Source organism: Flavobacterium sp. FlaQc-52 (genome assembly GCF_044007495.1).
GTDB lineage: Bacteria > Bacteroidota > Bacteroidia > Flavobacteriales > Flavobacteriaceae > Flavobacterium > Flavobacterium cupriresistens.
The window spans coordinates 154,476-168,798 of sequence record NZ_JBIPCV010000004.1 but is presented as its reverse complement, the minus strand read 5'-3'; the positions used below and the strand labels follow the sequence as shown (position 1 = coordinate 168,798).

Here is a 14,323-nt window from a genome sequence, read left to right as displayed (position 1 = left end):
GGCTTATAGTTTAACTATAACAAAGATTTTATCTTTCACTTTTGGCAACAACAGACCGGAACGCATTTACGCATCATACAACACATTATCATTTTGTCTGCTATTGTTTTCATTTTATAAAATTGTATTAATTAAAAACTTTTAGATTTTTTTTAGTTCTACTAGTTTGATAGAGTAAATATAGTAACTATTTTTTAACTACCAAAAAAAAATGCATAATTTAACATTTAAAAAGAATTAAGCTACATGAATTTTGCTCCAATCCTTTGTAAACCCCTTTCAAATCAAGCTTAAAGCAATTTTGAATCTGAAAGGGATTTTTTTATTTTTTATTTAAAACTTGAACCCTAATCGCGCAAAAACAAATCTTCCGTTTAATCCAAATTGCGAAACGGCTCTTGAATAAGCAAATTGATTTGCATTACTTAAATCGGTACTCGGAGCAGGAGACAAAGTTGGGGTTGTATTGGTAAAGGCAGGTGTTGAAGGATTGTTTCGATCCGGATATACATCTCCTATATTATTAACTCCAAGTGTAATTCTGAACTTCTCATTAATCTGATATCCTAAAGACAAATCGGTCACAATTTTTGCGCTGTATTCCGGATGTTCGTACACAGAAGAAAATCCGTCTAAGTTCACATCTGTTGCTCCCGGATCTGTTACCTTTCCGAAATAGCTGTTTCTTAAATAAATATCCAATTTCTTGATATTAAAAGTGGTGGTCAAATTTGCCTTCAACTTTGGAATTGCTTCTTCCAAATAAACTCTGCTTGACTCGGGAAAAAACGAATATTTAAAAGGTTCTCCTCCTGCATCAATAATAGACTGAGGAACATTTAAATCTCCTACTCTTTTTGTTTCATTATAACTGATCGCAAAATCATTTCTGATTGTGAAGTCGGCTACTACATTATACTTCTGAGAAATCACTACATCTATTCCTTTTGTCTCAGAATTGATTCCGTTTGTCCAGAAAGAAGCTCTTTCTACTCCTTTTAAATCAAATGCTTCCTGAAACAAGGTCAATGCTTCTGCTTGTTCCGGTGAGGTAGCACCCGTAATTTGTGCGTCTGTTGGTCTTGCATATTGTCCTGTTAAAACAATTCGGTCATCGATTCTTGTAAAATAAGCATCGGTAGAAATGGTGATATTGGCTTCCGGAATTTTAAACGTAAAACCAGTGCTGATACTTTTAGATTTCTCCGGTTTTAAATTTGCTACACCAATGCTTTTTGCCGCATCGGAGTCATTTGTAAAATATCCCACCTGGTATGGAGCACCATTAATAAATTGAGTAGAGCTGGTTTCAAAATATTTTTGTTGCAATGAAGGTGCTCTAAAACCTGTTTGTCCCGAAATTCTCCAATTGATGAAATCATTTAATTTCAAAAGTGAAGCCAATTTAAACGTAACGGTATTTCCAAAATCAGAATAATTTTCGAAACGTGCTGCTCCGTTTAAAAGCCAGTTTTCGGTTGGATTTAATTCTAAATCTACATAAGCTGCCACACTTTTTCTGTCTTTCTCTTTTGCATCGGTAGCTTGAAATCCTGAGAATCCCTGCGCTCCTGCTCCACGTTTGTTTCCGAAGAAATCAGTCACAATTAATGGTGAAGTTGTTGGCAATGTACCGGAAACAAAATTCCCGTTTACATCATATAATCCATAAGAGGCTTGTTCTCCGGCTTTAATCTGATAGTTTTCGTATCTGAATTCTCCACCAAAAGCAACATTCAATCCTTCTAAAACATCGAGTTTTTTACTAAAATCTAAATTGGTTGTACTTTGTAAAAATGAAACTTTACCCGCATCAAAACTAGATGGAGATTGTGTTCCCAAAGTTGCATTTATCGTATTGTTTGCTCCGTATTTAAAAGAGTTGGTTCCCAGATTGGAACTGAAGTCAGTATCAAAACCAAACAATTGCGTTGTAATTCCCGCAGCAGCAGAAGCGTCTACGATATCTGATTCTATTTCAGGCAAAAATCCATTTGAATATACCTGGGTAAAAGCTCCCGAAGCATTTGGAAGTCTGTTAAAGGCGTATGATTTTCCGTTTCTGTAAGACAGTCCTCCAAAGGAATACAAGGAAGTAATCTCAGTCAAAGGATATTTAGCATTGAAATACAACTGCCCTGTTGCCAATTCTGACTGACCAACACTCATATTATAGTCACTTCTTTGCTGCCCTCTGTAATTCAATTCATTATTCGTTACATCAAAATTTAAGGCAGTTTGCATCTGAGCAATTGTGCTAGCAGAAGAAATCGCAGTTTGCTGTGCTGGTGTAAAATAACTTACCTGTGGTGCATATTGCTGTAACGTACTGATGATTTGTCCTGAATTTGGCGTTGCATTAATATTACTGAACAACGAATTGACCTGAACGCCATCTTGAGCCGCTCTGTTTTCGACCGCGTTATAGGCATTAAAAATAGGGTTACTTCTAATTCCAGCACGACTGGTAGCCTGCCTAGTTACGGCACTTCCTGTAACATTTAGGTAACTTCCCTGTTTTCCTAAAGAGGTACCGTAGTTTAAGTCTAATTGCAAAGATTGTCCGTCACTTCCTCCTTTAAAATTATTGGAGCCTGAAGATACATTTGCCCCGTACTGAATATCTCCTGAAACGTATTTTGCATTCTTTTTCAATACAATATTGATTACTCCGGCGATGGCATCAGAACCGTATTGCGCGGCAGCTCCATCTCTCAATACTTCTATTCGCTCAATCGCGTAAGACGGAATTGCATTTAAATCGGTTCCGACAGACCCTCTTCCCGGTGATCCGTTTATGTTTACCAAAGCACTTGTATGTCTTCGTTTGCCATTCACCAGAATCAAAACCTGATCGGGACCTAAACCTCTTAATTGTGCCGGATCAACGTGATCTGTTCCATCTGCAGTAGAGGTTGGGTTACTGGTAAAGGATGGTGCAACATAATTTAATATTTGGGTTACACTGGTTTGTGGAGCCCCTTTTGTTATTTCAGCTATATTGAATACATCAACAGGAACGGGTACGTCTGTTTTTACTCTGTTTTTACTTCTTGACCCCACTATTGTGATTTCTGACAGTTCATTGTTTTGTAAAGTATCTTTTTCTTTTTTGTTCTCCTGAGCATACAATCCCGAGATGGTAGCCAAGCCAAAAATTAATAGTAATTTATTTTTCATTGTATTTGAATTAGTTTTTTTTATGCTGTTTGTTATTGAATGTTGCTTGTTATTTTTATTTCGTTTTCGACAAAAAAAAAACCTCTGCAGATTGGCAGAGGTTCTTTATATATAGCTGAAAACATAGTCTACAATAGTCTCTCTGCGGAAGTTTCCGGCATCATACAAGACATATTCTTTGAGATTGATTTCATATTTATTTTGTTTTATTTCGTTTTGATGGGGCAAATTTGCGGACTTTTTTTGAAACCACCAAACAAAAACCTAAAATATTTCCATTACCCTATCGAATTAGTATGTTATGTTAAATTTCTGTACAATAAATAAAAAAAACAAAACTTTAATTTGTCAATCAAAATGGTTTTATAACTTTGCACCCGAATACAGAGGAAAAATTTGAACTGATTGCAACCTCTTCATAATGAAATGGTTCGTTATGAATACTGAAATGTTTTGATTTCAGTAGTAAAAAATGCTAAAGCAGGAACTCTCCTTTAGCATTTTTTAGCAATTTTTTTACCTCGCTTAATTTTAATTATCTAATTAATAAATTATTATGGCTTATTTATTTACGTCAGAATCTGTTAGTGAAGGACATCCAGACAAAGTTGCAGATCAAATTTCGGATGCATTAATTGACAACTTTTTGGCATTTGATGCTAACTCAAAAGTAGCATGTGAAACTTTAGTTACAACTGGTCAGGTAATCCTGGCTGGCGAAGTAAAATCCAATACCTATCTTGATGTTCAACAAATCGCTCGTGAAGTAATCCGCAAAATCGGTTATACTAAGAGTGAGTATATGTTTGAAGCAAATTCTTGTGGAATTCTTTCAGCAATTCACGAACAATCTGCAGATATCAATCAAGGTGTTGACAGAGCTAAGCCAGAAGAGCAAGGCGCTGGGGATCAAGGAATGATGTTTGGTTACGCAACTAACGAAACAGAAAATTACATGCCTTTGGCACTTGATTTATCTCACAAATTATTACAGGAATTAGCCATCTTAAGACGCGAAAACAAAGAGATCTCTTATTTACGTCCTGATGCTAAATCACAAGTAACTTTAGAGTACAGTGATGATAACAAACCAACACGTATTGACGCTATTGTAATCTCAACTCAACACGATGATTTTGATGAAGAGACTGCCATGTTGGCTAAAATCAAAAAAGACATTATTGATATTTTGATTCCAAGAATCATTGCAAAAAATCCGGCTCACGCTCATTTATTCAATGATAAAATCCAATACCACATTAACCCAACAGGAAAATTCGTAATTGGAGGACCTCACGGAGATACTGGTTTAACAGGAAGAAAAATCATCGTTGATACTTACGGTGGAAAAGGAGCTCACGGTGGTGGTGCTTTCTCCGGAAAAGATCCAAGTAAAGTAGACAGAAGTGCTGCATATGCTACACGTCATATCGCTAAAAACTTAGTTGCTGCAGGTGTTGCTGACGAAATCTTAGTACAGGTTTCTTATGCAATTGGTGTTGCTCAACCAATGGGTATTTTTATCGATACTTACGGAACTTCTAAAGTAAACTTAACGAATGGTGAAATCGCTAAAAAAGTAGAGGCTATTTTTGATATGCGTCCTTACTTTATCGAACAACGTTTGAAATTAAGAAATCCAATTTATAGCGAAACTGCAGCTTACGGACACATGGGACGTAAACCTGAAACGGTAACAAAAACTTTTTCTGCTCCGGGAGGAAACGAAAAAACAGTTACAGTTGAGTTATTTACATGGGAAAAACTTGATTTTGTTGACCAGGTAAAAACTGCTTTTGGATTGTAATTTCAATCTAAAATCTATATAAAAAAAGGCTTTCTAAAAATTTAGAAAGCCTTTTTTTATAGCTGTTTATTTACTTTCTTTAATGTTTAAAATAACAGTTAAAATATGAGTAAATTACCTTCGTTACAAAACGTCATAAAAGCCACACAAAGAACAGTACTTCGATTCCCTCTGGAAACGCTCACTGCCATTCTCGGAACTATTTTCGCTATAATTCTACAAGAAAAAAAATATGGTGGACCACAGGAGTTTTACATAAAAGCAGTCATGAGCTGCTCGCTTTGTCTGATTTTATTTCTTTCCGTCAGTTTGTATTTCCAAGCTTCAAAAAAAAGCAATTTATTACGTTTTTTAAGCAGTTTTATTTTAGGCAGTTTACTTATTGCGTTTGTTTTTAGTTTCAAAAAAAATATTACGGATGTAGAAGCTCAAGAATTTTTAGTCCTCAATATTACTTTACACTTACTGGTTTCCTTTGCCGGCTTTTTACCCAAAACTTACCATCAGGAGGAATTTTGGGAATTCAACAAACAACTTTTTCTCCGAATTCTGACTGCCGGACTATATAGCATGGTTCTTTACTGCGGTTTGGCATTAGCCATATTGGCGATCGAAAAACTGTTTGGTTTTGAATTTTACGATCGAATTTATCTTTATATCTTCTTTACTATTACGGGCGTTTTCAATACCATTTTCTTTTTAAATGGGGTTCCTGAAACTAATAATCAGGAAAATCCATTACAATTGAGTTATCCAAAAGGTCTTAAAAACTTTACTCAATTTATATTATTACCCTTGATAAGTCTTTACCTGATAATTCTTATTTGTTACGAAGCCAAAATCCTGATCACACTATCATTACCCGTAGGTTGGGTTTCTTATCTTGTTTTAGTATTTGCTATTTTTGGAATCCTTTCTTTTTTATTGGTACATCCGATTGCAAATGAAAAGGGCAATCTTTGGATGAAAACCTTTAATCGTTGGTTCTACTTTTTATTAATTCCTTTACTGGGCTTATTGTTTTGGGCTATTTTGTACCGAATCAACTTGTATGGTTTCACACACGAAAGGTATTATGTCTTGTTATTGTCGATATGGCTGGGGGTTGTTGTTTTGTATTTTTTAATTCAAAAGCAACCTAAGATTAAATTCATTCCGATAAGCATGTGCCTTGCAGGATTATTTTCTATTGTTGGACCGCAAAGTGCTAATTCGGTTTCAAAAAACAGTCAGCTATCTCGATTTCAATCTTATATACAAAAAGACAAAGTAAAAAAATTAACCTTTGAACAAGAACAGGATTTCAGCAGTATTGTGTCTTTTTTAGAAGAAAATTATGGCGTTGAAATTATGGTTCCTTACGCTGAAAAAGAATTAAAACCACTGCTTAAAAAGGATAAATTCCCAAGTGATTACAAAATAATGAAAGCACTGGGTTATGAATACAGATCAATGTATGAAGAAAAAGAGGATACTTCAATAAATTATTCTTATTATGAAAACGATCAAACTACCGTACAAAATATTCATGGTTTTGATATGTCTTTCCATTTATCCGATAACAGTAAGTTTGAATGTATTGACTGCATAAAAATTGAGAATAAAAGTTATTCACTTTATGCCAAAACAAAAGACTATGGTACTGATTTAACTATTAATGGAGAGGTCATTCCTTTAAAAATTATTCCTTTTATTAATGAAAATACCGGCTTTGGATCGCATCCAACAGATCAAAAAATCACCCAACTAATAGAGACTGATAAATACCGTATTCTGCTTACTTATCTTAATGTCTCCGGAGAATTAGAGAAGAAGAAAAAAGTAATTTCTTATTATCAAATAAAAGTAATGATTGGTGTCAAATAACAATTGTTGGTGGTAGGCAATAAGCTTGAAGCCGAAATCACTAAAAAAAACGCGACAGATTTAAGAAACCTGTCGCGTTTTTTTAATAAATTAAATTCTAATATGTACCGTTTTGCATTTTTTCTAAGACTGTCTTCATTTCGTTTACTGTCTCTTCGTCCTGAACCGTAGCCGAGTACTGCAATGCTTTTTCCTGAGTTTCGATCCCTTTTTCTTTTTGCCCGTCTTTATAATACAACTGCGCTAATGTATCTAAATAGTATGGATTGTTTTTCGTTATAATCAGACTGTATTCAGACCAATCAATTGCGGTTTTTACAAAGTCAATGTTTTCCGGTTTCGAAACCACTTTCCAGGCTGCAGAATTACACAGTTCAGAGTAATATTCTTTTAAGGAATTCCATCCATCAAAAGAATATTCATCAGAAGTATTAAATGTCTGGTACAATCCGTCTAATCTTTCAAACGGATTACCTTTTTCTAATGATAAATACTCTTTAAAGAAACCACCAAACTCTTTCGTATAGGCAGGCTCCTCTTCCAAAATAGCAAAATAACTTTTATAACAAAAAAAGCTGCCCTTACCGGATGTGATTAGCTTTTTATAAGTTTTAATGATTTGATTCTTATTTGCTTTCTCCGAACTTTCATCTCCTAAACCATACCCATTTGTCTGCAAAGCGGTTGAAATTTCATCCGTTAAAGAAACGTTTACCGGTCTGCTATAACCTGTTCCTTCCAGACCTTTTGTTGCTTCAATCGCATCATAATGTTTAATTAAATAATCAATCGCAAGAAAATCAGTACTGTTAAACATCCTGTCTTCATTAAAAAACAACTTATAAAATCCTTGATTCTTAATTTCCTGCAGGATTGCTTCAACCAAAAGCATATTCGGCTTCGTATCTTTTTGATGCGTTTCGATTAATTTTTTCCAGATTTGTAAAACCTCTTTTTTATTAAAAGTGAATTTGCTCAACTTAAAACCTGTCGAAGCTATTTCATCTATCGTCTCACTACCAGCCTCATAATCCTTCAAAATGGAGACTTGGTTAAAAGCCGAAACCAGATCAGCGTCTGTTGCTTTTTTATTTCTGATCACCTTATTAAAAGTATACAAAGCATTGGCTTTCTCCAGTTTTTTTGGAAACCCATTATAAAAATTAAACTCTACTTTTTCGTCTTCTAAAGTAGTCTTCGAACTAGTCAAAACAGCACCATCGCCGTTTAAAATAATCACCGCAGGATTATTTAACAACTTATTCTTTTTAAGCCAATTTTTATCATCAGTACTCGCTAAATAGTAATTAAAAACATCAAATTGAGCGTTATAAGCATCGTACATATTCGCTGAAACTTCTGCTTCGCGTTCTTTCACAAACTGATCAAAATCGGCTTTCACAAAAGAATTCTTATCGTTTGAATAAACGACCAAAAATTTTGTTTTTGCATTTTTAGTTGCTGCAATAGCATCCATTAAATTATTTTCGATTTTAAGTTTAAAATCGAACTTCGGAGATTCATATTCATTCTCATTTATACCGGCGATACTATCCGAAGGAACGGCTTCGACACCAAAACCTTCATCAACCAAAGCCTCTTTGCCCGGATAAGTCCAATTAGCAATATTCTGGCTTTCAAGAGCTGTAACTTTTACTTCACTATCTAATTTCTGCTCTTTTTCATTTACAAAAGTCAACGGGTTCTTCCCTCCTTTATCTGATATTCGAAGCCCATTGGTTTTCCTGTCCAAAAATCCGGAAATTTTTAAGTCACCCGAAAGATCCGAATTGTATTTAATGGTTACTTCAGCAACATCCTTTGGCAAAGCGTACTTACAAAGTTTAGTCTCAGTTTCGTAACCTTCTAATACTAAATATAAAAAATCGCTTTTATCAATATCAAATGTCAGGTCCGCCTCTCTCCATTCCGGATCAATTTGGGTCTTAATATCTGAAAGTTTTTGATATTGAACGGCTTCATTTCCTTTCTGTGTTCCTATGTAAAAGGGATAAAAAGAAGAATCTATAAATTTAATTTTAATTTTTTTCGCCTTCTTATCCTTTACAAAAGCAAGATCAAAACCTTCCTCTACACTCTTATTTTGAGCGAACAATAAGGAATCTCCTTTTATATTGTAATCGCCGGAATACAATATAAATTCGTACTTGTTATTCTCTAATAAATTTAGTTTGATTTTTTGTCCTCTGTTTGTTGATAGATAACTTCCTTTCTCGATACTTTTTGTTTGAGAAAAAGAGGCCGATATTAAACAAATGAACAGTGAAAAACTCCATATAAAATTGCGCATGCTTCTATTCTTTTTGGATTGTTAATTTTGCGCAAAGATATTTCATTCTTACTCAAATTACAGTCACAAAATTCTATTTTTTAGTGATTAAAATACTACAAAAATTCTATTGTCTCAAAAACACCTTGTACGTGGCAGAATAGTCTATTTCAAAACAAAACTTAAAGACGTCCAGACCTTTACCCTATCAACTCCTGAAGCTATAACATAAACAGTAGTATTCTAAAAAGGTTTAGCCGCAAAATCTAATCTCCTACGCTATTTCTACTATAGTTTTTTGTAATTTGGCTCTTAGAAACCAGAGTATCATGAGCCAAACAGTGCGTCGTTTTTTAATAATCTTTTTTATCGCCGGTTACTCCACAGTATTCTTTGCACAAGGCCAGAAAATAAAGCCTGATACTATTTCTCATTTAAAAATTGATGCTGATGAATTTCTGGGATACGATTCTTTTGGGTATTATTATTTGATAAAAGATAATGTCTTTCGAAAAATTAAAGGCAATGAGGTTTTTGAGTACAAAAATGTTTCTTTGGGAAATTTAACTAAAGTCGACCTGCAAAATCCGCTTAAAATGGTTTTGTTTTACGAAGACTTTAATAGTGTTATATTACTCGATAATCAATTGAACAAAATCACGGAGATTAATTTTTCTCAAAACAATATCCCAATTGTAGTTCCGTTTATAGGTATGTCAACGCAGAATCAACTTTGGGTTTATAACACATTAAACCAACAAATTGGACTTTTTGACTATCTGAAGAATGAATATAAAATCGTTTCGACTCCATTGACCGAAACGATCCAATATTATCAGACCGATTTTAATGCTTTTTATTGGATAGACAAGAAAAACAACTGGTTCTCCTGCGATATTTTCGGAAAAATAACAGCTCTGGGAAAAGTCCCTGATTTTGATAAAATCGAAATTATTGACCAACACCAATATATTTTCAGTACAAACAATTTATTGTATTTTAAAAGCAGTTCAGATACAAATTCAAGTACAATTTCTGAAATAGAAATTTCAGAAAAAACCTTTGATAAATTCTGCTACAAAGACCAAATTTTATCTATTTTTACATTTAAAGAAATCATCAATTATAAAATCGTAACACCGTAATGCACATAGCAATAGCAGGAAATATAGGCGCTGGTAAAACAACATTAACCAAGTTACTGGCCAAACATTTTAAATGGGAACCTCATTATGAAGATGTGGTAGACAACCCGTATTTAGATGATTTCTACCATCAGATGGAACGTTGGTCCTTTAATTTACAGATTTACTTCTTAAACAGTCGCTTCCGTCAGGTATTACAAATTCGCGAAAGTGGTAAGAAAATCATCCAGGACAGAACGATTTACGAAGATGCTCATATTTTTGCTCCCAACTTATATTCGATGGGATTAATGACCAGTCGCGATTTTGAAAACTACACTTCCTTATTCGAATTAATGGAATCGTTGGTGAAAGCACCCGATTTATTGATCTACCTAAGAAGTTCTATTCCTAATTTGGTCGGACAAATTCACAAACGCGGACGTGAGTACGAAAACTCCATTTCGATCGAGTATTTAAGCCGTTTGAACGAAAGGTACGAAGCCTGGATTCAAACCTATACCAAAGGAAAATTATTAATTATCGATGTTGACAATATCAATTTTGTTGATAATCCAGAAGATCTGGGAAATATCATCAACCGAATTGATGCCGAATTAAACGGATTGTTTTAACAGCAAATCAGACGAATATAAATCCTCCTTATTCAAAAAGTAAGGGGGATTTTTAGTTTACAACTTATTGCTTATTTTTATAGACTTGAAATAATTGGATTAAGATATCAAGTTCAAAAGTTGTAGAGCAATAAAAAATTGGATGTGAAAATTTAGCTTATTTAAAAAAACACTCCATGTTTGTCATTTCGACGAAGGAGAAATCACACCAGGATTTCCGCATAGTGAGCGACCATTCTTTGTCGAGTTACGTGTGTGATTTCTCGTACCTCGAAATGACAAACGGAGTGTGTTCTGATCTTAGTCCAAACAATTTTCGAAGCTCCAGAGAATTAATTACGATACTCAAATTGTGTACATTCTATTTGTTGGAACTCATGATGAATACAACAATCTAAAAGACATTAAAAACTTATAGCAATATGGAAATAAAACCTATAAAAACAGAAAAAGATTATGACTTAGCACTTGAAAGGGTAAATACTCTTTTCAACGCTAAACCAAATACCAGTGAAGGTGATGAATTAGATATTTTGGTAACACTTATAGAAAAATATGAACAAATACATTATCAAATTCCTGAACCTGATCCAATTGAAGCCATAAAATTTATGATGGAGCAAAATGGCCTTACAGACGCAGATTTAGGAGTTATCTTAAATAGTCGCTCCAGAGTATCTGAAATCTTTAAGCGCAAAAGAGCTTTGACCATAAAACAAATTAGAATTTTAAACGAGGCCCTCCACATCCCTGCCTCAACTTTAATTAAAGAATACGCCTTAAATCAATAAAAAATGCCTCTGGATTTCCAGAGGCATTTTTATTTTTATATCACAGCACTTTTATTTTGCTGCTTCAATTTTTGCTTTAACTTCTTCTTCTGTTCCTTCAAAAACTTCTGTAGTTGTTTTTCCGTTTTCCGTTTTAGTCACTGTTCCTTTTGTAACACCATCTACCGTAGATAAGTTAACCTCAAGACGTTTTTTCTCATATTTACTTGTATCAAAACAATCTGTTCTTTGATGTACATATTTTCCGTTTGCATCAAAATTAGCCAGACATTTTGCAGTCTCTTCCGGCGTGCAGCCTTTTTCTTTACACATTTTAACACATTCTTCTTTGGTCATTCCTGCCATTAAAGATTCATCACCACATTTCGAATGTCCTGCATGTATTTCCGTTTTTTTGCAACAGGAAGCAGCCATTCCGGCTGTATCTGTACCGTGTCCTTCCCCTAAGATTGGTGCAATTACCAAACCAATCAAACAAGTCAGTTTAATTAAAATATTCATTGATGGACCTGAAGTATCTTTAAACGGATCTCCAACTGTATCTCCGGTTACCGCTGCTTTGTGCGCATCGGATCCTTTATAAGTCATTTCACCATTAATCATAACTCCGGCTTCAAAAGATTTTTTAGCATTGTCCCAGGCACCTCCTGCATTATTTTGAAAAACAGCCCAAAGTACACCCGAAACAGTAACACCGGCCATATATCCTCCAAGCATCTCAGCAATTAACTGATTGTTATCGGCATAAACCAATTTTCCTAACAATACAATTGCAATAGGAAAACCAATCGTTAAAATTCCAGGCAACATCATTTCGCGTAAAGCTGCTTTAGTAGAGATTTCAACACATTTTCCGTATTCCGGTTTTCCGGTTCCTTCCATAATTCCAGGAATTTCCTTAAACTGACGACGTACTTCGTACACCATGTCCATTGCTGCTTTTCCTACCGAATTCATGGCTAAAGCCGAGAACACTACCGGAATCATTCCTCCCACAAATAACATTGCTAAAACGGGTGCTTTAAATATATTGATTCCGTCAATTCCTGTGAAAGTCACATAGGCCGCAAACAAAGCCAATGAAGTCAAGGCCGCTGAAGCAATCGCAAATCCTTTTCCGGTTGCTGCAGTTGTATTTCCTACTGAATCTAAAATATCTGTTCTGGTACGAACTTCTTTTGGTAATTCGCTCATTTCTGCGATTCCTCCGGCATTGTCAGAGATTGGACCAAAAGCATCAATCGCCAACTGCATTGCTGTAGTGGCCATCATAGCTGATGCTGCTAAGGCTACTCCGTAAAACCCTGCTAATGCATAGGAAATCCAAATGGCGGCTGCGAATAATAATACGGTTGGAAAAGTAGAAATCATTCCTGTCGCCAAACCTGCAATAACATTGGTTCCTGCTCCTGTTGATGATTTTTGCACAATTGCCAAAACCGGTTTTGTACCTAATCCTGTATAATATTCTGTAACGGATGAAATGGCTCCACCAACCACTAATCCAACCAAAGTAGCATAAAAAACTCTCATTGAAGAGATCTGTTGTGCTCCTTCTCCAAAGAATTCCATTGTCATTACTTCAGGTAACATATGTTTTACCAAAAAGAAACAGGCAATCGCTGTTAAAACAATCGAAACCCAGTTTCCTATATTTAATGCTTTTTGCACTTGTGCTTCTTTTGCATTATCATCTGAGATTTTTACCAATGTTGTTCCGATAATCGAGAATAAAATTCCGAAACCGGCAATTGTCATTGGCAATAAAATTGGGCCTATTCCGCCAAAAGCGTCCTGAATATTTCCGCCCATATCTTTAATCACATAGTTTCCTAAAACCATTGCAGCCAATACCGTTGCTACATAAGATCCGAATAAATCGGCTCCCATACCGGCAACATCACCTACATTATCTCCTACGTTATCTGCAATTGTTGCCGGATTACGAGGATCATCTTCCGGAATTCCGGCTTCAACTTTACCCACTAAATCAGCACCAACATCGGCAGCTTTCGTGTAAATTCCACCACCAACTCTGGCAAACAAGGCGATTGATTCTGCTCCTAATGAAAATCCGGCCAATGTTTCCAAAACAACGGTCATCGTTTCTGTATCTTTCCAAACTCCATCGGAAAACAGCGTAAAGAAAATTATAAAAAAGGTGGTTAAACCTAAAACTGCCAAACCGGCAACACCCAGTCCCATTACCGTTCCTCCTCCAAAAGAAACTTTTAAAGCTTGCGGTAAACTTGTACGGGCAGCCTGAGTGGTTCTAACGTTAGTTTTAGTAGCGATCTTCATCCCTATATTACCAGCGTAAGCAGAGAAGAGTGCTCCAAAAATAAAGGCAACTACAATTAATAAATGTGTTTTAACTCCCGGAATAAAGGTAATTCCTGCCAATGCAACACTTGCAATAATCACAAAAATTGTCAATAATCGGTATTCTGCTTTTAAGAAAGCAAGCGCCCCTTCATAAATGTGATCTGAAATCTCTTTCATTTTGCCGTCGCCGGCATCTTGTTTTAAAACCCAACTCCTTTTTATTCCCATGAAAAGTAATCCTAAAACTGCCATGACAATTGGCAGGTAAATCATAAATGCATTCATAATATTGTAATGGTTTTTTG

General features: G+C 35.0%; 10 protein-coding genes. 6 read left to right on the top strand and 4 right to left on the bottom strand.

Annotation, left to right across the window (positions count from 1 at the left end):
* Window positions 1-333: 333 nt before the first annotated feature.
* Together ACHRV5_RS09440 and ACHRV5_RS09435 are read right to left on the bottom strand one after the other, a co-directional pair.
* Window positions 334-3,180 carry a TonB-dependent siderophore receptor gene (locus tag ACHRV5_RS09440; protein WP_230004421.1) on the bottom strand — a complete coding sequence of 949 codons (2,847 nt, stop codon included), beginning with the start codon at window positions 3,178-3,180 and terminating at the stop codon, window positions 334-336.
* 105 nt (window positions 3,181-3,285) lie between these two features.
* Window positions 3,286-3,408: a hypothetical protein gene (locus ACHRV5_RS09435; protein WP_395426573.1), complete on the bottom strand. Its 123-nt coding sequence runs from the start codon at window positions 3,406-3,408 to the stop codon at window positions 3,286-3,288.
* 328 nt (window positions 3,409-3,736) lie between these two features.
* Between ACHRV5_RS09435 and metK the strand changes: the two genes are divergently transcribed.
* Together metK and ACHRV5_RS09425 are read left to right on the top strand one after the other, a co-directional pair.
* Window positions 3,737-4,987 carry a methionine adenosyltransferase gene (gene metK, locus ACHRV5_RS09430; RefSeq protein ID WP_047772842.1) on the top strand — a complete coding sequence of 417 codons (1,251 nt, stop codon included), beginning with the start codon at window positions 3,737-3,739 and terminating at the stop codon, window positions 4,985-4,987.
* A 105-nt stretch (window positions 4,988-5,092) separates the two neighbouring features.
* Entirely contained in the window at window positions 5,093-6,853 is a 1,761-nt protein-coding gene (locus ACHRV5_RS09425) for a DUF4153 domain-containing protein (RefSeq protein WP_395426572.1), read from the top strand.
* Window positions 6,854-6,950: 97 nt separating this feature from the next.
* Here ACHRV5_RS09425 and ACHRV5_RS09420 read toward each other — a convergent pair whose 3' ends face one another.
* Complete coding sequence (locus tag ACHRV5_RS09420) at window positions 6,951-9,164, bottom strand: hypothetical protein (protein WP_395426571.1); 2,214 nt, start codon at window positions 9,162-9,164, stop codon at window positions 6,951-6,953.
* 308 nt (window positions 9,165-9,472) lie between these two features.
* Between ACHRV5_RS09420 and ACHRV5_RS09415 the strand changes: the two genes are divergently transcribed.
* The 4 genes from ACHRV5_RS09415 to ACHRV5_RS09400 all read left to right on the top strand — a co-directional run bounded on the left by ACHRV5_RS09415 (window position 9,473) and on the right by ACHRV5_RS09400 (window position 11,693).
* The gene (locus ACHRV5_RS09415) at window positions 9,473-10,288 is read left to right on the top strand and encodes a hypothetical protein (protein WP_395426570.1); all 816 of its coding nucleotides are present in this window, start codon (window positions 9,473-9,475) and stop codon (window positions 10,286-10,288) included.
* Window positions 10,288-10,902, top strand: coding sequence for a deoxynucleoside kinase (locus tag ACHRV5_RS09410; RefSeq protein WP_047772834.1), 615 nt, complete (start codon window positions 10,288-10,290; stop codon window positions 10,900-10,902). The genes ACHRV5_RS09415 and ACHRV5_RS09410 overlap by 1 nt, the downstream gene beginning before the upstream one ends.
* Before the next feature lie 331 nt (window positions 10,903-11,233).
* Window positions 11,234-11,320 carry a hypothetical protein gene (locus ACHRV5_RS09405; protein WP_395426694.1) on the top strand — a complete coding sequence of 29 codons (87 nt, stop codon included), beginning with the start codon at window positions 11,234-11,236 and terminating at the stop codon, window positions 11,318-11,320.
* Between the two features lie 4 nt (window positions 11,321-11,324).
* On the top strand, window positions 11,325-11,693 hold the full coding sequence (locus tag ACHRV5_RS09400) for a type II toxin-antitoxin system HigA family antitoxin (RefSeq protein ID WP_230004417.1): 369 nt from the start codon (window positions 11,325-11,327) through the stop codon (window positions 11,691-11,693).
* Window positions 11,694-11,744: 51 nt separating this feature from the next.
* On the opposite strand, the gene ACHRV5_RS09395 is transcribed toward ACHRV5_RS09400, so the two are convergent.
* Window positions 11,745-14,303: a sodium-translocating pyrophosphatase gene (locus ACHRV5_RS09395; RefSeq protein WP_395426569.1), complete on the bottom strand. Its 2,559-nt coding sequence runs from the start codon at window positions 14,301-14,303 to the stop codon at window positions 11,745-11,747.
* Window positions 14,304-14,323 lie beyond the last annotated feature (20 nt).